General features: G+C 74.8%; 10 protein-coding genes. 7 read left to right on the top strand and 3 right to left on the bottom strand.

Annotated features, from left to right (window positions below):
* Positions 1 to 63: 63 nt before the first annotated feature.
* Together IF89_RS0129080 and IF89_RS0129075 are read right to left on the bottom strand one after the other, a co-directional pair.
* Positions 64 to 1,323 (bottom strand): glycoside hydrolase family 16 protein, encoded by a 1,260-nt coding sequence (locus IF89_RS0129080; RefSeq protein WP_030774408.1) that lies wholly within the window; start codon positions 1,321 to 1,323, stop codon positions 64 to 66.
* A 178-nt stretch (positions 1,324 to 1,501) separates the two neighbouring features.
* The gene (locus tag IF89_RS0129075) at positions 1,502 to 2,668 is read right to left on the bottom strand and encodes a S1 family peptidase (protein ID WP_030774405.1); all 1,167 of its coding nucleotides are present in this window, start codon (positions 2,666 to 2,668) and stop codon (positions 1,502 to 1,504) included.
* Positions 2,669 to 3,265: 597 nt separating this feature from the next.
* Here IF89_RS0129075 and IF89_RS0129070 point away from each other — a divergent pair.
* The 6 genes from IF89_RS0129070 to IF89_RS0129045 all read left to right on the top strand — a co-directional run bounded on the left by IF89_RS0129070 (position 3,266) and on the right by IF89_RS0129045 (position 16,473).
* A complete protein-coding gene (locus IF89_RS0129070; RefSeq protein ID WP_078628585.1) occupies positions 3,266 to 4,657 on the top strand; it encodes an MFS transporter in 1,392 nt (463 codons plus the stop codon).
* 69 nt (positions 4,658 to 4,726) lie between these two features.
* Positions 4,727 to 6,043: a condensation domain-containing protein gene (locus IF89_RS0129065; protein WP_030774399.1), complete on the top strand. Its 1,317-nt coding sequence runs from the start codon at positions 4,727 to 4,729 to the stop codon at positions 6,041 to 6,043.
* Between the two features lie 487 nt (positions 6,044 to 6,530).
* Positions 6,531 to 9,737: a non-ribosomal peptide synthetase gene (locus IF89_RS0129060; protein WP_030774397.1), complete on the top strand. Its 3,207-nt coding sequence runs from the start codon at positions 6,531 to 6,533 to the stop codon at positions 9,735 to 9,737.
* On the top strand, positions 9,737 to 11,653 hold the full coding sequence (locus IF89_RS0129055; RefSeq protein WP_234327903.1) for a non-ribosomal peptide synthetase: 1,917 nt from the start codon (positions 9,737 to 9,739) through the stop codon (positions 11,651 to 11,653). The genes IF89_RS0129060 and IF89_RS0129055 overlap by 1 nt, the downstream gene beginning before the upstream one ends.
* Before the next feature lies 1 nt (position 11,654).
* Positions 11,655 to 13,514 (top strand): non-ribosomal peptide synthetase, encoded by a 1,860-nt coding sequence (locus tag IF89_RS0129050; RefSeq protein WP_043194544.1) that lies wholly within the window; start codon positions 11,655 to 11,657, stop codon positions 13,512 to 13,514.
* A complete protein-coding gene (locus IF89_RS0129045) occupies positions 13,504 to 16,473 on the top strand; it encodes a condensation domain-containing protein (protein WP_030774391.1) in 2,970 nt (989 codons plus the stop codon). The genes IF89_RS0129050 and IF89_RS0129045 overlap by 11 nt, the downstream gene beginning before the upstream one ends.
* A gap of 106 nt (positions 16,474 to 16,579) precedes the next feature.
* Here the strand turns inward: IF89_RS0129045 and IF89_RS0129040 are convergent, their stop codons facing one another.
* Entirely contained in the window at positions 16,580 to 19,327 is a 2,748-nt protein-coding gene (locus IF89_RS0129040; RefSeq protein WP_199820577.1) for a M4 family metallopeptidase, read from the bottom strand.
* A gap of 257 nt (positions 19,328 to 19,584) precedes the next feature.
* On the opposite strand from IF89_RS0129040, the gene IF89_RS0129035 reads away from it, so the two are divergent.
* Positions 19,585 to 20,571 carry a hypothetical protein gene (locus tag IF89_RS0129035; RefSeq protein ID WP_158717937.1) on the top strand — a complete coding sequence of 329 codons (987 nt, stop codon included), beginning with the start codon at positions 19,585 to 19,587 and terminating at the stop codon, positions 20,569 to 20,571.
* Positions 20,572 to 20,915 lie beyond the last annotated feature (344 nt).

The raw sequence follows: 20,915 nt of genomic DNA, 5'->3' as shown, positions 1-20,915 counted from the left end.
TTGCGCCGCATCGCTGCCACCGTCCTGGCCGCGGGCGGAGATCAGCCGGGTCCGGCCGGTGGGTCAGCCGAGCGTCCACTTCTGGTTGGCGGCGCCGGTGCAGGTCCAGGTCTGCAACCGGGTGCCGTCGGCGGAGGAGTTGCCCTTGGCGTCCAGGCACTTGCCCGCACCGGTGTTGGTGAGGTCACGGGCGGCGGTGTAGGTCCACTTCTGGGCGTTGGTGCCGTTGCAGGTGTAGAGCTGGACGACGGCGCCGTCGGTGGTGGAGCCGCCGGCGACGTCCAGGCACTTGCCGAGGGCGCGGACGGTGCCGTCGGCCCCGATGGTCCACTGCTGGGCCGCGTTGCCGGTGCAGTCGTGCAGTTGGATGGGGGTGCGGTCGGCGTCGGAGCCGCCGGCGACGTCGACGCACATGCCGCCGATGCCGCGGATCGGGCGTGCGGCGGGGGTGTCGGCGGCGGTAGCGCGGACGTAGTCGACGGTCATCGTCTGCGGGAAGGACGTGGAGGCGTCCGGGCTGCCGGGCCAGTCCCCACCGACCGCCAGGTTGAGGATGACGAAGAACGGGTGGTCGAAGACCCACTTGTTGCCGCCGGTGTCGGCCGGTGTGAGGGTCTTGTACGTGGTGCCGTCCACCGACCAGACGAGGGAGTTCGGGCTCCAGTCGACGGCGAAGACGTGGAAGTCGTCGGCGAAGGCACGACCGCCGGGCAGGTGGTACGCGGCGCCGAGGCCGCCCGCTCCGGAATAGCCGGGGCCGTGCACCGTACCGTGCACAGTGTTGGGTTCGCGGCCGATGTTCTCCATGATGTCGATCTCGCCGCTGTGGGGCCAGCCCACGCTGCCGAGGTCGTTGCCGAGCATCCAGAAGGCGGGCCAGATGCCCTGGCCGCGCGGGATCTTGATGCGGGCTTCGAAGCGGCCGTATGCCTGGGTGAAGGTCTTGGCCGTGTTCAGCCGGGCCGAGGTGTACTGGCACTGCCCGTACCAGCAGCCCAGGCCGGCGTCGGTGTTCTTCCGCGCGGTGATGACGAGGTTGCCCTGGCCGTCGAGCGCGGCGTTCGAGGTGCTGTTGGTGTAGTACTGCAGCTCGTGGTTGCCGAAGCCCGAACCGCCGGTCTCCAGCGTCCACTTGGCGGCGTCGGGGGCGCGGCCGGCCGGGCCGTCGAACTCGTCGGACCAGGTCTGCGCGAGAACTGCTGCGCCGGCGGGCGGGGCGACCGAGCGGGTGAAGGACATGAGCACCGCCGCGACCAGGGCGGTGGTCACGAGGAGCACCACTCCGCCGAGAGAGCGGCGGCGTGCGCGATGAGCAGCAGCCATGGGCATGTTTCCTTGTCCGGGTGGGGGAGGGGGAGGGGTGGGCCGGGCGAGCCGTGAAGAACGACAGGAGGGGGGAGAGCGCGCGTGATGCAGAGGTGTGTGCATCGGAGCCTCAGGCCTTCCGGGTGCTCGCGCCCGGAAGGACCTGGAATGGCATCGACCTTAGGCGGGTGCAGGGTCAGGCGGTGTGCAGCGTCAGGCCGTAGCGGCCGAGGATCTCGTTGATCGGCTGAAACCACGTCTGGCCGCCGGACGAGCAGTTGCCCCAGCCGCCGGAGGTGACGCCCTGGGCCTGGTCCCCGCTGAGGAACGAGCCGCCGGAGTCGCCTCCCTGGGCGCAGACGCTGGTCTTCGTCATCTGGTGGACGGCGCCCTGGCTGTAGTTGACGGTCTCGTTCTTGGCGAGGACGGTGCCGCAGTGCCAGTGCGTCGTGGACCCCGACCGGCAGATCGAGGCGCCCACGGGTGCCTCGGCGGAGCCGCGTACCAGCTGGTCGGGGATGGTGCCCCAGCCGAGCACCACCGGTACGGTCCACCAGCCGCTGTGGATGCCGACGTACGCGTAGTCGTCGCCGGGGAACGAGGATCCCCGGAAGGTGCCCATCGCGGACCCGTCCCAGCCGCGCACGGCGGCCCCCGCCTGTCCGCAGTGCCCGGCCGTCACGAAGCCGCCGTGCACGGAGAAGCCGATCGAACAGCGCACGTTGCCGGTGTAGTACGGGTCGCCGCCGACCGTGCCCGCTGCGTACGTACGGGGCGCCTGCGCCGTCTCGGCGACGGTGACGGGGCCGCCGGCCCGGGCCCGCTCGACGAACGCCCGTACGGCGGGGGCTTCCTGCTCGGTACGTACGACTGTGACGACGACGCTGTTGGTCCGCGGGTCGACGTGCCAACCGGCCACCCCGGGGGGTGCGCCCAGGGTGTCCAGGCGGGCTTTGGCGCGGTCCAGCGCGGCGGCGCTGTGCCGGACGAGGCGGGTGTCGGCGCCCAGTGCCCGCACCGCGGACTCCTCCGCGCGGTCGGTCACCGCGACGACGAGCCGGCCGGTGGACGGCTCGTACCAGGAGCCGCCGTATGCACCACCCGCGGCCTGCCGTGCGGTCTTCTCCAGGGCCGCGGCGGCCTTTTCTGCGCTCAGCCGTTCCTCGGCCTGGGAAGCGGTGAGCCCGAGGTCCCGGCGCATCGCGTCGAGCAGTCCGGCCGAGGCGGACGGCGCTGGGGCGGACGATGCCGCGGCGGGTTCCGCGAGCGGGACGGCACTCGCCGCGCCGGTGTGGGCGGCGCCCAGGCCGACGGTCAGGAGCAGGGCGGCGACGGCGGCCCGTAAGGGGGTGGTGTGGGGCACGAGACCTCCTGGTGTGGGGGGATCGAACGCTTGAGAGCGCTCTCAGAGATGTCGGGCGCTACGCTAGCGGACCATTATTTGTCAGGTCCATACCAGGTTCCGCTTCTGCTGCGGCGGGCCTGCGCGACCCCCTGGCCGCGCTGGGGCCGGTGCCTGCCCCGACGAGCCGGCGCGGCCTCGCCCGGGACGGCGTCGGCGCGGCGCCCGCACCGTGCCGCTGCGGCGGGGGCGGAGCGGGCGGCCGCTTCCGGGTGCCGGCCCCACTGACGGGGGCGGTCCAGGGCGGCGCTGCCCGCATAGCGGACGGAATGAAAGCTTCCGCAGGAACATGATCACGGATGAGCCTTTTCGGCCAGGATGGAATCAGTTACTCAGGGTAAGGGTCGCCGCTTCACCTCCTCGTCCACCCCTGGCGCACCCCTGACCCCCCTTGGCCCACTCGCCTCCCACCGCCGTGGAGCCGACCTGGAATTTACGTGCCGGTACCCCGGGTAGCGCGAAGGATTTCCCGAGCCGTGTCCGTGGAGCCGCAAAACAAGACCGAAACTGACAGGTTTGCTTTGACTGTTGCGCGATTAATCGGTGAATGTCGTTCACATGTCCGACACAAACCGCGCCGCTCCCGGTGGCACCGGTGGCCCCCTGCGCTTGCGTGACTTCCGACTGCTGCTCGCGGGAGCCGCCACCGGACAGTTCGGCGCCCAGGTGACTCTGGTGGCGCTGCCCCTGGTGGCCGTCCTCGAACTCGACGCCCCCGCCTTCCAGGTGGGGCTGCTCACCGCCGCGGAGACCGCCGCCTTCCTGCTCGTCGGGCTGCCCGCCGGCGCACTCACCGACCGCTTGCGCAAGCGGCCCCTGATGATCCGCGCGGACCTGGTGCGCGCCGCCGCCATGGCGAGCATTCCCGCGGCCGCCCTCGCCGACGTCCTGACCATGGTCCAGCTCTACGCCGTCGCCCTCGTCACCGGTGTGGCCACCGTGTTCTTCGACGTCGCGCACCAGAGCTACCTGCCGCAGATCCTGCCCCGCGACCAGCTCGTCGCGGGCAACGGCGCACTGGAGACGGTCCGTTCCACCGCCCACGTCACCGGGCCCGGCATCGGCGGCGGGCTCGTCCAGCTCGTCGGCGCGCAGTTCGCGGTCGTCGTCGACGCCGTCGGCTACCTGCTCTCCGCGCTGTTCCTGCAACGTGTCGGGCGGACCGAGGAGGCACCCGGGCCCGCCGCGGCCGGAACCTCGCTCCGCAAGGAGATCGGCGAGGGCGTCCGCTTCGTCTTCGGCCATCCGCTGCTCCGCGTCATCGCCCTCACCACCGGCCTCGCCAACCTCTGCACGGCCGTCCTGATGGCCACCCAGACCGTGCACCTCGTCCGCACCGTCGGCCTGGGGGCCGGCGGGCTCGGGCTGGTGCTGTCCGCGTCGGCCGTCGGCGGCCTCCTCGGCGCACTCTGCGCGGGCCGCCTCGCCGCCCGGCTGGGGCAGGCACGGGTCATCCTCCTGTCCCTCCTGGTCACCGGCCCCTTCGCACTGGCCTGGCCCCTGTCCGGGCACGGCCTCACCGGGGCGGTCCTCTTCGCCACCGGATCCGCGGTCGTCTCCTTCGGCGCCGTCGTCTACAACGTCGCGCAGGTCAGCTTCCGCCAGTCGATGTGCCCGCCCCGCCTGCTGGGCCGGATGAACGCCACCCTGCGCTTCCTGATGTGGGGCACCCTGCCGCTCGGCGCGCTCATCGGCGGAGCCCTCGCCCAGACCTACGGGTCACGCGCGGCGCTCGCCTGGTGCGCCGCCGGCATCATCGCCGTACCCCTGCCGCTGCTCCTCTCCCCGCTGCGCCGGATGCGGGACCTGCCCGGTCCACAGGAGGGCGGCGGCCCGGACGGTGCGGGCGCCACGGACGGCACCCCCGGCACCGACGGCACCGACCGCACCGCGCAGGCCACGGCCCGCGCCGACGACGGCGAAAGCCCGGCCCCCGCATCCACCCGCTGAACCTCACCCGCGCCACCGACCACACCGTCGCGCGCGGCCGCCGCCGCGGCCACGACGAATGAGGACCCCGTGCTCAGCATCACCAGCCAGTACCTGTCCCGCCACCGGCGGCTCGCCGCCGACCACCCCGACACCCTGCTGCCCGTCACCGGAGCCCAGCGCCGCTTCATGCTGGTGCGTTCCCTGGACCCGTCCGGTCGCCCCGACGTGGTCCCCATGTTCTTCGCGTTCCCGTCCGGCACCATCGACCCCGAACGCCTGCGGTCAGCGGCCCACCGGCTCGCAGCCCGGCACACCGCGCTGCGTTCGCGGCCCGAGATCGTGCGGGGCACCCCCCTCCTGCGCGTCCCCGACCCCGGCGCCCCGAACGACCCGGACACTCCCGACGCCACGTTGACCCGGCCCGCCCCCACCCCGGGCGAACAGCCCGCCGACACGCTCCGACGCGCGCTGGCGGCCTGGGAGCCGCAGGGTCCGCCGATGCGCCTCTTCCTCGTCCCTGACGTGCAGCGCGACGAGGACGTCCTCGCCGTCGCCCTGGACCACGCCGTCTGCGACGGCCGATCGCTGGCACGGATCGTCGACGAACTCGGAGCCGCCTACGGAGAGGACGCCACCGACCCCCACGCGGCAGCGGCGGAGACGACCGCCGAACTCGCCGCCTACCGGGACGCCGTCCTGCGCCAACTCGCCGCCGAGGAACGAGCGGAGACACCCGAGGCGGCCGCCTACTGGGCCCAGCGACTGCGCTCGGTGCACACGCACGCTCCGGCACCCCTTCCGGCGCGGTTGCCCCACGGTGCACACCCCACCGGCGCGGCGCAGGCCCGGCTGCCCGCCCACGACGGCGGCGTCTCCTTCCCCGAACTGCTCGACGCCTGCCGCTCCGCAGCCCGGGAGCTGTACGGCCCGGACCGGGCGGTTCCACTCGGCTACCCCTGGGGCGGCCGACCCGCGGAGGCGGAGCCCGTCGTCGGCTGCTTCCTCAACACCCTCGTCTTCCCCGCCGACACCGGCCGCGGCCCCGGCTCCGAGGCGACGGCCGACGCCTGGTGGGACGACCTGGACCGGGCCGACGTACCGTTCGACGCGGTCGTGACCGCGGCCCGAGCCGCCGGAGGGGGCTGGAGCGGCGGCCTCGACGGACTCCTGACCGTGGACGACGACAGCCGTCGACCGCCCCTGGTCCTGGCCGGTGTCGAGGGACGGGAGGTACACGTCGACGGCAGACCCGTCCGCGGCCCCTTCGCCGTCTCCGTCACCCAGGGGGCGGAGCTCCGCCTGCGGATGGTGTGGGACCGCGCCGTCCTCGACGACGAGACGGCGCACCGGGCCTTCGCCGCCCTCACCCACGCGCTGCGCCCCCGGGGGCTGCCCGCGACGTAGCGCAAGCCCGCCCGGCAGGACGGCGGCGTACCGCGTTGCGGCCGTCCGCCGCCCGCCGCCGGACACCGGGCCTCGGCGTCGACGCCGCCCCTCCGCGTCGACACCGGCCTCCGCCCCTCGGTCCACGGGCCACACCGCCCGGGCTTCCGGCGTGCCGGGGCGGTGACCCGCCGCGCAGTGGGCCCAACCGGCCCCCACGCAACATCCGGCCCACGCCGAAACAGCGACTTCCGCACCCCGGCCCCCACGCCGACCCGGCCCCCCATGCCGCCCCGGCCCCCCCCGCCGGCCCCGGGACCCCGCCCGGCACCCCAGCGCGCGCCCACACCGCCGGGCCGCGCCCCCGAGCATCCCCCCACAGCACAGCACGCCCCCCGCACGCCCCGCAGGGCACCGGCACCGCGCGACCCGCGAAGCCGCCCGCACCACCGCCGGACACGACCGTGACCGGCACCGGAAACCGACCCGACAACCTCAGGGATCGCCCATGCTCCCCCTCTCCTCCTCGCAGGAGATCGTCTGGCTGCACGAGCAGATGCAGCCCGGCAGTCGCGCCTACAACTTCACCGCCTCACTCGACCTGTGGGGCACGCTCGACCCCGAGGCCCTCCACCGCGGACTCGCCGCCACCCTGGCGCGCCATCCCGGCCTGCGCCTGCACCTCGTCGCCACCACCGGCTCCGTACCGGAGCAGCAGGTCGCCGAGCACTGCACACCGCGGCTGCACACCGTCGACCTCAGCACGGCGGACGACCCCGAGGCGGCGTTCGCCGGCCTCCTGCGCACCGAGGCCGAGACACCGCTCGACACCTTCGAGGCGCCGCTGATCCGCTGGACGCTCGTCCGGCTGGCCGAGCACCACCACCGGCTGGTCCACGTCGAGCACCACCTCATCCACGACGGCCACTCCTTCGCGATCCTGCTCGACGACGTCTTCCGCGTCTACCGCGCCCACGTCCTCGGCGAGCCCCTGGAGCTGTCGCCCGCATCCTCCTACGCCGACCACGTCCGGGAGCGGGCCGAGGCCGGGTACGCCCCCGCATCGCTCGACTTCTGGCGCACCGAACTGCGCGACCTCCAGCACGACATGCCGCTGCCCGGCGTGACCCGCCCGGGCGCCCGGCGCAAGCACCACGGCGGACAGCTGCGCCAGACCATCGGCGCCGACCTCGCCGAACGCCTGCGCACACACGCCCGCACCCGCGGCCTGACGCCCTTCTCCACGCTCCTCGGCCTCTTCGCGGAGCTCCTGCGCCGCCACAGCGGCCGCTCCCGCATGGTCATCGGCACCGCTGTCGGCAACCGCCCCCTCGGCTACGAGGACGCCGTGGGCATGTTCGTCAACACCATCCCGCTGCCGCTCGCCCTGGACGCCGCCCTGCCCGCCCAGGACACCATGGACGAGGTCACCGACACCCTCATCCGCGCCCTGCCGCACCAGGACGTACCCGTCCAGGAGCTGACCCGGGCCCTCGGCATGCACACCTCCGGTGCCGACAACCCGCTCTTCTCCGTCATGTTCAGCGCCCACGACGCGCCGCTGCCCGAGATGGACGTACCCGGTCTGGACATCACCCTCTTCGAGGGCTTCAACACCGGCACCACCCGCTTCGACCTCGACGTGGTGCTCCTCCCGGACGACCGGCGCGGTGTCACCACCCGCCACGGCGCACCCGGCATGACGCTCGTCTGGGACTACGACGCCGACCTGCTGGGCGAGGACGTCGCCCGGCTGCTCTCCGGCCGCTTCCTGGACCTGCTGCGCGCCTACCTCGACAGCCCCGGGTCGCCGCTGGCCGATCTCGCTCCGGCCGCGGTGGAACCGGCCGCCGAGCCCGTACCCGTCCCGGCCGGCCGTGATCCGCTGGACCCCGTGGGCCACCACGACCCCTCGCTGCCCGCCCTGTTGTGCGGCGCCCGCCGGCTGACCTACGGCGAACTCGACGAGCGCGTCGCCTCGCTCGCCGAGCGCCTGAAGGCCGCCGGAGTGACGCCGGGCCGGCCCGTGGCGGCGGTCCTGCCCCGGGGGACGGACTCCGTCGTCGCCCTGCTCGCCTGTCTGCGGACCGGCGCCGTGCACACCCCGCTGTCCCCGTCCGATCCGCCGGCCCGGCTCGCCCTGCTGCTGGAGCGGCTCGCCCCGGCCCTCGTCCTCACCTGCGACGCCACCCCGGCCCTCCCGGGCGACCTGCCGACCGCCCGGATCGACGCCCCCGTACTGCCCCCGGCCCGTGACGGCGCCGTCCTCGCCGACACCGCGTACGTCATCCACACCTCCGGCTCCACCGGCACGCCCAAGCCGGTCGCCGTGGGCCCCGGCGCCCTCGTGCACCACATCACGGCGACCGCCGACCGGTTCGGCCTCATCACCTCCGACCGGGTCCTGATGTTCGCGCAGCCGTCCTTCGACGTGGCACTGGAGGAAGTGCTGCCCACCCTGTACGCCGGGGCGTGCCTGGTACTGCCCGAGCACGAGGTGCCCACGGGCGCGGAACTCACCGAGCTCCTGGCCTCCGCCCGGGTCACCGTCGCCAACCTGCCCACCAGCTACTTCCTCGCCACCCGCGAGGACCTGCGTCCCGCCCTGCGCGACGGCAGCTGGGCGCCCAGGCTCCTGGTCCTCGGCGGGGAGCGCCTCCCGGCGCAGGCGCTGCGCGGCGTCCTCGCCGACACCGACGCCACTGTCCTCAACGCCTACGGCGTCACCGAGGCCGCGATCAGCTCGACCGTCCACGAGATCGCCCGCGACGCCCTCGCCGAGGGCGCCGAGATCCCCCTGGGCACCGAACTCCCGGGCGAGCGGATCCACGTGCTCGACGCCCACCACCGCCCGCTGCCCCCCGGCGCGGTCGGCGAACTCGCCATTGCCGGGCCCGGCCTCGCCCAGGGCTACGCGGGCAACGAAGAGGTCACCGCCGCCCGGTTCGTCACCCCCGCCGCTCTCGGCGGAGAACGGGTCTACCTCACCGGCGACCTCGGATACCGCGGCCTGGACGGCCTGCTGTACTTCCTGGGGCGGCGCGACAACCAGGTCAAGCTGCGCGGCCACCGCATCGAGCTGGAGGAGATCGAGGCCGCGGCGTCCGCGGTGCTGGGCGGCCGGTCCTGCGCCGTCGTACTCGACCGGGAGGGCCCCGGAGGGCCCCGGCTCGTCGGCTTCCTCGAACAGGGCGCCGACGGAGCCGACTTCGACGAGAAGGCGCTCCACACCGAGCTGGGCCACCGCCTGCCCGGGCCGCTCGTGCCCGCCCGGTGGGCCTCACTGGACGCCATGCCGACCCTGGCGGGCGGCAAGCCCGACCGTACGGCCCTGGCCCGCCGCGCGGCCGCACTCGACACCGAGGCCGGCGGCGACACCGGCGACACCGGCTCCGGCGGCGGCACTGCCGGAACCGGAACCGGAACCAGCCAAGAGGTCGGGCCCGCTGCCACCGGCGCGCCCGACGACCCGATGACGGCGCTGCTCCGCGAGGGCTGGAGCAAGGTGCTCGGCCACAGCCGGTTCGACGCCCGTTCCCACTTCTTCCACAGCGGGGGCCACTCCCTGCTGGCCGCCGAGCTGGCCGCCTGGCTGGAGCCCCGGCTGGGCACCCGCCCGCCCCTGCGGGTGCTCTTCCGCAACCCCGTCCTCGCCGACCAGGCCGAAGCCCTCGCCGCGACCGCCCACCCCACCGCCCTCTCCACGGAGTCGTGATGACCCTGTCCCAGGCCGCCCCCGTCATGCCCGCCCTGCCGCCCGACGCCGACACCCTGCCGAGCGTCGCCCACGGCCCCGCCGCCGAACCGACCAGCGTGCTGGCCCGTTTCGAGGACTGGGTCCTGCGCACCCCGCAGGCGCCCGCCGTGATCGACCGCGACCACGTCCGCACGTTCCGGGACCTCGACGCGGCGGCCCAGCAGGTCGCCGCCGCCCTGGGCGAGCGCGTCCGCCCCGGCGACCTGGTCGGTGTCTGCCTCGACCGTTCCACCGCCCTGGTCGTGACCGCCGTCGCGCTGGCCCGGCTGGGCGCCGTCTACCTGCCGCTGGGGCCCCGCCCCGGCGAACGCCGCACCCAGGCCGTGACCGAGGACCTCGACGTCGCCTGCCTCATCGGCGACCCCGGTGTCCTGCCCGCGGCGCACCGCGTCGGCGAGCACCTTCCCGTTCCCCTGCCCACCGACGGCGTGAACGCCCCGGCCACGGTCGTGGCGGCCTTCACCGACACCGCCCGCGGCACCCGGCGCGCACCCGACGGCGCCCTGTACGCCGTCCTCACCTCCGGTTCCACCGGCCGCCCCAAGGCGGTCGCCGTCGCCGAGGCATCCCTCTCCGTCGCCCTGGACTGGTACCGGGCCGAGACCGGCCTGGCACCGGGCGACCGCCAGTCCCTGCTCATCGGCGTCGCGTTCGACCCGCACCTGCTGGAGCTGTGGGCCGGCCTCACCTCGGGAGCCGCCCTCGTCCCGGCACCGGACGACACCCGGTGGGACTCGAACGTCCTCACCGACTGGTGGCGCGACTGCGCCCTGACCCACGCCGTGGCGGCCACTCCCACCGTCGAGCCCCTCCTGGACCGGCCCTGGCCCCAGGACCTGCAGCTGCGGCACCTCGTCGTCGGCGGCGACCGCATGCGCCGCCGCCCCGGCACGGACGTCACCGCCACCGTCCACAACGCCTACGGGCCCGCCGAGGCCACCGTCGTCACCACCACCCACACCATGCGCGCCACCGACGCGGACTCCGGCGACCCTGCCCCGCCGCCCATCGGCAGCGCCCTGCCCGGCGTCACCCTCGTGGTCACCGACGACGCCGGCCGCCCCGTCCCGCGCGGCCAGGACGGTGAACTGCGCGTCGGCGGACACTGCCTGGCACTCGGCTACCTCGACCCCGAACTCACCGCCCGCCGGTTCACCCCGCCGCCCACGGAGCCGGCCCTGCCGTCCGTCGACCGCCTCTACCGCACCGGTGACCGGGTACGGATGAACCCGGACGGCAGCATGGACTTCCTCGGCCGCCTCGACGACCAGGTGAAGATCAGCGGCGTACGCATCGAACCCGCCGAAGTGGAAGCCGCCTTCGAGCAGGACCCGCGGGTGCGCACCGCCGTCGTCACCGTGCTGCGCGACAGCTCCGGCCACGGCCGCCTCGTCGCCCACGTGCGGCCCGCCGACGCCGCCGCACCGACCGCCGGGGAGCTCCTCGAAGCCGTCCGCGGCTGGCTGCCGGAGCAGGCCGTCCCCGGCACCGTACGGCTCGTCGACGGCTTCCCGCTCGACGCCAACGGCAAGGTGGACCGGGCCGCCCTGGCGGCCGACGTCCCGGAGTCCGGTCCGCCGCGCACTGACCGCGGGAGCGACTCCGGGCCCGACGGGCACGAAACCGCCGCCACCGCCACCGAACGGCTGGTGCTGGCGACCGTACGCGACCTCCTCGGCCGGCCCGGTACCGGTCTCGGGGACAACTTCACCGACGCCGGCGGAACTTCGATCATCGCGGCCCGGCTGCTGGCGACCGTCGAACGCGAGACCGGAGTCCGCCTGCGCGCCCCGGAACTGCTGCGCAGCACCGACCTGCGCACCTTCGCCGCCCTCGTCGACGAGCGCCTGACCCGGCAGCCGGAAGGAGCCTGACATGACGACCACCATCCCGCAGCCGGCCGATCTCCGGACGACTGGTCCCCGGCCCGCCGACCCGGCGCACGGCACCGCCCTGCCCGCCCTCGTCGCGCGGCACGCCGCCCTCACCCCCGACGCCCTCGCCGTCGTCGACGGCGACACCACCCTCACCTACGGCAGCCTCCTGCAGGCCGGCCACGCCCTCGCGGCGCGCCTGCGCGCACACGGCGTGACCCGCGGCGACCGCGTCGCGCTGCTGACGGCCCGCTCGTCCCGTACGGTCGTCGCGCAGCTCGGGCTGTGGCTGGCCGGAGCCGTGTGCGTACCGCTCGATCCGGCCCAGCCGCGCCCGCGGACCGACGCGATGATCGCCGACGCCGAGGTGACGCTCACCGTCGGCGACGCGAAGCTGCTGGACGCGGCCGCGCCCGCCGGCCCCGTCCTCGCCCTGCCCGAGGAGCCGCTCACCAACGGCCGTCCCCTCGACGAGTCCGACCCGGACAGCGCGGCGTTCATCATGTTCACCTCCGGCTCGACGGGCCGCCCCAAGGGCGTCCTGGTGCCGCACCGCGCCGTCGCCGAGCTGGTCACGGCACCCGACTACGGCACCGTCACCGGACGCGACCGCGTCCTGTTCCACTCGCCCATGACCTTCGACGCCTCGACGTTCGAAGTCTGGGCAGCGCTCGCCAACGGCGCCGCCGTCGTCGTGTGCACCGAGCAGCGGCCCACCCTGGAGGACCTCGCCCGGCACGTCGAACGGCACGGCGTGACCGTGGCGTTCTTCACCACCGCGCTCTTCCACCAGCTCGCCGCGCGCCGCTCCCGCGTCTTCGCCCAGCTCCGCTCGGTCGTCGTGGGCGGCGAGGCGATGGGCGCCGCCCAGGCCCGCGAGGTGCTCACCGCCTTCCCCTGGCTGGAACTCGTCAACGGCTACGGGCCGACCGAGACCACCACCTTCGCCACCGCCCACCGGGTCACGGCGCGGGACTGCGCGGGGCCCGTACCGATCGGCCGGCCCGTCTGCGGCGCCACGGCGCACGTCCTGGACGCCGACGGCCGCCCGGTGGCCGACGGCGACCGGGGCGAACTGTGGATCGGCGGCAGCAGGCTCGCCCACGGGTACACCGGCCTGCCCGAACTCACCGCCGAACGGTTCGTGGAGCACCCGGCCGCCGACGGCGGGCGGCTCTACCGTACGGGCGACGTCGTCTCCCTCCGCCCCGACGGCGTCCTGCAGTTCCACGGCCGCAACGACGACCAGGTGAAGGTCCGCGGTTTCCGCATCGAACCTGCCGAGGTCGAACACGCCCTGCGCGAGCAGCCGGACGTGGACGACGCGGCCGTCACCGTGGACGGCGCCGGCACCCCCGAGGCCCGCCTCGTCGCCTTCGTCGTGCCCGCGCCCGGACCCGTACCTTCCGGCTCCGCGCTGCGCGAGCGGCTCGCGGCGTTCCTGCCCGCCCACCTCGTGCCCGACGCGGTCACCGTGCTGGAGCGGCTCCCCCTCACCCCGGCCGGCAAGGTGGACCGGCGGGCGCTCACCGCCCGCGCACACGGCGCCGACGGCCGGTCCGCCGAAGGGTCGGCGCCGCCGATGACCCCGCTGGAACAGGCCGTCGCCGACGTGTGGGCCCGGGCACTGGGCACCGACGTCCCGCACGCGGACGCCGAGTTCCTCCTGATCGGCGGGCACTCCCTGCTCGCCCTCGTCGTCACCGAGGACCTGCGCGAGGAACTGGGCGTCGAGATCACCCTCGCCGAATTCTTCGCCGCCCCGACCGTCGCCGCACAGGCCGCGCTGGTCGAACGCGTCCTCCTCGCCGCTCACGCGGACCTCCACCCCGACACCCCGGAGCCCAGCGATGTCCACTGACGCCGACTCCGCGCCCCACGAGCAGCGACAGCAACTCCAACGGGAACTGCTGCGCCGGGCCCGCGCCGGCACGGCCGGGCGCGCCCCGACCACCGGGTCCCCGGCGGCGGTCGGGGACCCGGGCCGGGACACTCCCGCGCCGCAGTCCGAGGACGTGCCCCTCTCCCGCGCCCAGCGCCGCATGTGGCTGATGGAACGGCTCGGCGGCGCCGGGGACTCGTACCACGTCCCGTTCGCCACCCGGCTCCGCGGCCCGTTCGACGTGGCCGCGTTCGCCACCGCCCTCACCTCGCTGGTGGCCCGGCACGCCATCCTGCGCACCCGCTACACCGAGCACGGCGGAGAGCCCCGCCAGCAGGTGCTGCCCACCCCGCGGACCGTCCCCGTGCACGTCGTCGACACCGGCGAGGCGCAGGCAGCGGGGCTGCTGCGCCGCGAGGCGGCCCGGCCGTTCGACCTCGCGGCCGGCGACGCCGTACGGGCGCTCGTCCTGCGCCACGGCCCGCAGGACCACACGCTGCTGCTGACGTTCCACCACATCGCCGTGGACGGCGCCTCGCTGGAGACCGTCGCCGGGGAACTCGCCGACCTGTACGCGGCGGCCACCGGAGGCACATCCAGGAGCCCCCTCGCCCCGCCGCCGCAGTACGCCGAGTACGCCCGGCGCGAGCACGACGCCCTGCCCGCCGTGGCCGAGGAACTGGACCGCTGGAGCGAGCGGCTGGCCGACGCCGTACCGCCGCGCCTGCCGCAGCCCGCGGCGCCCGCGCCGCCCACCGCCGTGCGATCCGCGGCCGTCCGTACCGTCCCCCTCGCGGCCACGGTGCCCGAGGCGCTGCGGACGCTGGGCGCCGAGCGGCAGGCCACGCTGTTCACGGTCTCGCTCACCGCGGCCTTCGCCGCGCTGCACCGCCTCACCGGCGACGACGACCTCGTCATCGGCGTGGCGGGCACCCACCGCAGCGGAAGCGCCATGCGCGGCCTGGTGGGCCTGTGCGTCAACACCTTGCCCGTACGGGTGGACCTCTCCGGTGCCCCGTCCTTCACCGAACTGCTGCGCCGGGTGAGGGCGGCCCTCCTCGAAGCCCAGCAGCACCGGCACATCCCCTTCGACCTCGTCCTCGAACGCCTCGGCGCCGGGGCCCGCGGCTCGGACGGCACCGGGCTGGTCCGCGTCACCTCCGACGTCCTCGGCGAGCCGACCGTGCTCCGGCTGCCGGGCACATCGGCCGAGTACGTCGATGTGCCCTCCGACGGCGCGAAGTTCACCCTGTCGTACGGCCTGGCCCTGGGCGACCCGGCCCGGCCGCGGGCACTCGTCCAGTACGACGCGACCGCCCTGGACAACAGCGTCGCGGAGGCGGCCGCCCGGGACTACGCGGCCCTGCTGCACGCCGTGGCGGACGACCCGGCACTCGCCCTGGACGGGCTGCCTGCGGCCCGGCCGGACGATGCCCCTCCGCACGAGGACCACGGTTCCCCGGACCACCGCGACAGCCATCCGGCCGCTCGGGCCCTGCTCGCCCACCCGCTGGTCGCGGACGCGGCAGTGGTCCGGCCCGAGCAGGGGCCCACTGTGGCGTACGCCGTCCTGAAGGACAGCGCCGGCCCCTCCGGCCACGAACTCCTGGGCATGCTGCGCCGAACGCTGGCACCCGAGGCCGTACCGGCCGCGGTCACCCTGCTCGACGCACTGCCGCGCACCGCCGCCGGACCGGCCGACCGGGCCCGGCTGCCCGGGCAGCCGCCCGCGCCGCCTGCGCCGGACCCGGCAGCCGGCGGCCGGGCCCAGGCGGTCACCGGGGCCTTCGCCGCCGTGCTCGGCCCCCGTCCGTCGCCCGACGAGGACTTCTTCGCCCTCGGCGGCCACTCCCTGAAGGCCGTGCAACTCGCCGAACGGCTGCGCGCGGAGCTCGGGCTGCCTCTCACCGGGCTCGACGTGCTCCAGGCCCGCACCCCCCGGGCGCTGACCGCGCTCCTGGACGAACGGGCGGCACGGCAGAGCGCGGCGAAGGCCGTGCCCAGGCCGGCCCCCCGCTCCCGGGACCTCCGTCCCGGCACGGTGCTCGTCACGGGCGCGACGGGCGGTGTCGGCGCGTTCGTCGTGCGCGAACTGGCCGCGCGGGGCCGCCCCGTGCTGGCCCTGGCCCGGCCGGAGTCCGCCCACCTCGTCGCTGCCGACGGCGTCGACGTGATCGAGGGGGACCTCACCGACCTGGCCGGGCTGCGGGACGCCGTCGCCCGGGCGGACGCGGTCGTCCACGCCGCCTGTACCTTCACCCGGCACGACGTGGACCTGGCGGCGATGGAGGCCATGGTCGACGCCTGGCGGCGCGGCCCGTTCGTCTTCGTCAGCAGCGTCGACGCCTACGGGCATCCGCCGGCCGACCGGGTCGCCGAGGAGTCGGCGCCCCACGGGCCCGTCAGCCCCTACGGTCGGGCCAAGCTCGACTGCGAGGCCCTGGTGCTGCGCGCCGCCGGGACCCGGGGCCGCGGCGGCGCCAGCGCCGTACGGTCGCCGATCGTCTGGGGTGCGCACGACCGGCTGCGCGAACAGCTGCGCTGGGGCGCCATCGGCACGCTCTACCAGGCCGCTCGAGAGGGCCGGCCGATCGAACTGCCCCGACCCGGGACCGGCGGACACGACTGGTACGGAGCCGCCTGGGTGCACGCGGCCGCACTCGCCCGTGCGGTGGCCGAGTGCCTCGACCGGCCCGTGCACGGGGTCGCCAACGCCTGCAGCGGGCACGTGTCCTGGCACGACTTGGCCCTCGACCTCACGGAGCTGCTCGGTGCCCGCGCCGACCTCCGCGAGACCGGCACGGTGCCGCGGGACCTCGATCACCGCTGGCACTACGACAGCGCCCGGCTGGCCCGCGCCCTGCGGCCCCTGCCCGGCGAGGACCGCCGCACCGTACTGGCCGAGATGATCACCACCATGGCGCAGCCCGGCGGCTGACCCGGCAGGTCCCCGGGCGGCCGTCCGGGGCCCGCGGAGCGAGCCGTCCCGGCGTGCGGGCGGGGCCGGCGGCAGCGCCGCCGGCCCCGCCCCTCATCGGTGCGGATCAGCAGGTACCGGCCGGCCGCTCCCGGACCACCAGGTCGGTGGAGCCGGTCGTCGCGTCCAGCCAGGCGACCTGGCGGCCCGCGCCGGCCGCCGGGTGGCTCTGCTCACCGCGGTTGCAGGACACCCGCTCCCGGCGGGAGCCGTCGGTGGTCAGCTGCCACAGCTTCGGCAGCGACTCGTTGCGGTACCGCGTGTCGGGCGTCCGGGCGACCAGGGTCAGCGCGTCCTGGGAGACCGTCAGGTCGGAGGCCATGAAGGCACCCGGCTTGCGTTCGCTGCTGACGAGGAAGGCGCCGCGGCCGTCCAGCCCGGAGCTGACCACCGATACCAGTCCGCCGTCGTTCTCGTCGCTGTCGGCCAGCCAGAAGACGTTCTTGCCGTTGATTCCGGTCTGGCCGAGGCTCACCGGCTCGTCGAGCTGCTCGGTCATGACCGCCGTGCCGGTGGCCAGGTCGACGACCTCCACACCCAGCCGGTAGGTGCCGCCCTGCGGGTACAGCTTGGCGTAGGCGATCCTGTTGCCGCTGATGGAGGGCAGAGCGGTGAGCGTGTTCCACTTCTTCCCGTCGGTGAAGACCGGCGCCTTGTCCGCGGGCCGCTTGTAGCCGACGTGCCGGCCGCCGAGGACGTCGTACTCCTCGAACACGACCGTACCCTTCTCCACCCGCAGACCGGCGACCCCGGTCGCCGAGCTGTGGAGCGTCTTGACCGGGCCGCCCGCCACCGGCCGGGCGAGCACGTCGACCGAGGTCGGGCCGTACGCCGTCCACACCACGGTGCTGCCGTCCGTCGCCGGGGCCGTGTGGTAGCGGCCGTCGTTGGGGCTGACCACCTTCGGCGCACCCCTGCCGTCCAGCCGGCCGGCGTAGACCGAGTAGGGCTCGGAGCCGTCGTCGTTGGACTTCGAGGCCGCCCACCAGCCGCCGCCCGCGCCCACCCCGGAGTCCGTGGTGTTCAGGGTGCCGAAGAGGGTGTCGCTGTCGACCCCGAGGGCCTGCTCCCAGCCGGGGACGATGCCGTGGGCGTTGAAGGAGCGCTTGACGGTGTTCTGCTGCGCGGAGGACGCGCCCAGCGCCTTGGCCGCGGCGAGCACCGCGCCCCGGGCCTCGGTGAACCCGTCGATGGGAGTCATGTACTCGGTGACCGCCTTGTAGACGATCCTGTCGGCCAGTTCACCGCCCAGGTCCTCGCGCATGTCCCACAGCGCGCCGGAGAAGATCGTCGAGTTCAGGTGCACGCCGCCGTTGTCGGTGGCGAAGGACACGCCGAGGAAGCTCTTCGAGGTGGTGGCGCCGTCGTTGAGGTCGCGCAGCGCGCAGTCGGCGGCGGCCTTGGTGCGGCACAGGTCCTCGCCGATCAGGCCGGCGGCCGGGTCGCCCATCGGCGTCCCGCTCGCGGTGACGTCGATCGCGTTGCCGAAGTAGTCGGCGAGGGCCTCGTTGAGGGCGCCGGACTGGCCGGCGTAGACCAGGTTCGCGGTGTGCTCGATGACGCCGTGGGTCATCTCGTGGCCGACGACGTCCGTGTCGGCCGACATCGGCTTGAACTCGTCGTCGCCGTTGCCGTACACCATCTTGGTGCCGTCCCAGAACGCGTTGGCGTAGGGGAGGCCGTAATACGTCACGCCGACCAGGGAGTTGACGGCTCCGCCGCTCCCGTCGAGGCTGTCGCGGCCGAAGTTCTTCTTGTAGAAGTCGTAGACCTGCCCGGCGTTCCAGTGGGCGTCCACGGCTCCCGAGTCGGTCGCCGCCCCGCCGAAGGCGGTGGTCGGGGAGGAGAACATCGTGATGCCGGAGGGCCACCTCCCCGACGTCTCCGACACCGATTTGCCTCGGGCGTCCCACGTGGACAGCAGGCTCTTGGACGTGGCGCGCATCCGGCCCGGGTCCGCGAGGAGGTAGTGCCCGGCCGCCGGGTCGTAGGCGATGTCCAGGGGGGCCGCGGCGCCGCCCAGCCGGGCACCGGAGCCGGTTTCCGGGACCAGGTTCGCGGGAGCCGGCGGCGGCCCGTCCGCCGTCGGGCCGTCCGCGGCCGCGCCGGCGGTCCGCGCGGCTGCCGCCGGGGCCGCAAGCGTCTTCAGCGCGCTGTACTGGAGCGCCGGGTATCCCGACCGGGCGTCCACGTACACTTCGTCCACGACCGGCGCACCGGTACCGGGCGCGGTGCCGCGCACGGTGACGCGGTGGGCGAGGACGCCGCCTCCCTTGGGCAGGACGACGAGCCCCCTGGCCTCGCCGGTGATGCCGGTGGCGGCCGGACCAGCCGACTCCGACTGCGGCGCCCGGCGCTTGTCGAGGGTCGCCGCCAGCCGGCGGGCCGTGGCGGCCACCGCGCGGCGGACCGCCACGTCCTCGGCGACCTGCGGGGTGACGTCGGTGTCCAGGGCGGTGAAGTAGTGCCCCGAGGTGCCGGTGACGACCCGCTTGCCGTCCTGCTTCTGCATGCGGACGACGTACTGGCCGCCCAGGACGTCGACCCCGCGGTGCTTCTGCTGCAACCGGACCGTCTCGTCCTTGGCGCCGGCGGTCGTCGCCGACAGGGGGACGAGGTCGGTGCCCGCACGCGGGATCCGGTAGCGGCTCTTGTGGGCCGCGAGGTGCCCGCGGGCCGCGTCGGCCGGGGCGGCCTCGGCGTCCACGGACTCCCGCAGCCCCTCGACGAGCACCGGGGTCGCGGTGTCCTGGCCGGGGAGGACATGCGAGGGACCGGGGTCCGCGGCCCACGCCGGCGACGCCTGCAAGGTCATTGCGGCGGCCAGCAGAACCGCGATTCCTCCGGCGGACCGGAGTTCTTTCCGCCATATCCGTGGTCCGGCCGGGGTCCGAGCCGACGAACCTGCGCTGAACTTGGGCAAGGGGTCTCCTCCACCATGAGTGCCTGATGTGTTGCTGTGAGTCGCCGCCATGCAAGCGCCGCAGGTGGCTCGCGGCCAGAGCCGGGACCCCCTCAGAAGTGGCCATGCACAGTTGTGGGGGCCCTGTGAAGGCGGTCAAAATCCCCGGCATGATCGAGACCGACTCGCACGACCGGACTCCGGCCCGCACCGAGGACGACACCAGGTCGCCGGCCCACACGGCCCCCGCACCGGCCGCGCCGGCCCCCGCACCGGCCGCGCCGGCCCCCGCACCGGCCGCGCCGGCCCCCGCACCGGCCGCGCCGGCCCCCGCGCCGGCCGTGGACGCGGCCGCCGACCCGGCCGAGGTACTGCGCGTACTCATCCGGCGGCGCCAGGCCCTCCTGCACCGGGAGTCCGCGGACCTGAGGTCCTTGCGCACCTACGCCGACCGGCTGGCCCACGAACTGCCGCCGCCGTCCGCCTTACCGCCCGACCCCCCGGCCGGCATGGAGGTCCTCACCGGCGCCGCAACGGTCGAGGCCCGCCTCGATGCCATGCTCGATGCCGCCGAGTCGGAGGTGCTCGTACTCGACGGCGGAGAGGCCGTGGAGGGCGGCCTCGGGGACCGGATCCGCCGGCTGCTGACCCGCGGCCTCACCGTACGGGTCGTCACCGACCGGCACGGCACGGACTTCCCCGGACGGGCCGGCGAGCTGATCGCCCTCACCCGCCTCGGACTCCAGGCCCGGATCGGACAGCCCCTGCCCACGGGGCTGGTCCTCGTGGACCGGCGCACCTGCTTATTGCCCCCGCCCCCGCCGGACGACGGCCGGACCGACGGGGCGGCCCTGGTGATCGGGGACTCGCTGCTGCACCGTGCCGCACTCCCGCTGTTCGAATCCCTGTGGGCCCGGGCCACCCCGGTGGGCAGCCCCGGCGGCCCCCTCTCCGCGGACCAGCGCGCACTCCTCGGGATGCTCGCCTCCGGCTTGAAGGACGAGACCATCGCGCGCCGCCTCGGCGTCCATGTGCACACCGCACGGCGCCGCATCACCCGGATGCTCGCCGACCTCGACGCGGACACCCGCTTCCAGGCCGGCGTCCAGGCCGCCATCCGCGGCTGGCTGCAGCAACCCCCGCCTCCGCGCGTATGACCCTGCGCGTTCAGCGGCAGGTGGGCCGTCCGCGAGGAGGTGGATCTTGGTCATCCGTCCGCTGCGGGAGCGTCCGAGGGCATGGTCGGGCGGCTCGCCGCCCGGGGCCCCTTGTGACGGGCCCCGGCGGCGTGCTGACGGGCACGGACGATCGTGGAGTCGACCGCGACGACCCACTACAGGTCATCTTCGGCGTCGGCCTGCGCGAGCAGGGTGGTGAGGACCTTCGGTCGACGCGCCTTGCTACGTGTCGATGTTGATGGCGGCGAAGATCGCGGTGCCTTCGGCGTTGGTGACGATGGCAGGGCCGGCATTGCGGGAGCCCGGGTACGTCAGGGCTTTTC

Origin of the sequence: Streptomyces sp. NRRL F-2664 (genome assembly GCF_000719345.1) — a bacterium.
GTDB lineage: Bacteria > Actinomycetota > Actinomycetes > Streptomycetales > Streptomycetaceae > Streptomyces.
This window is presented reverse-complemented; position numbering and strand designations above follow the sequence as displayed.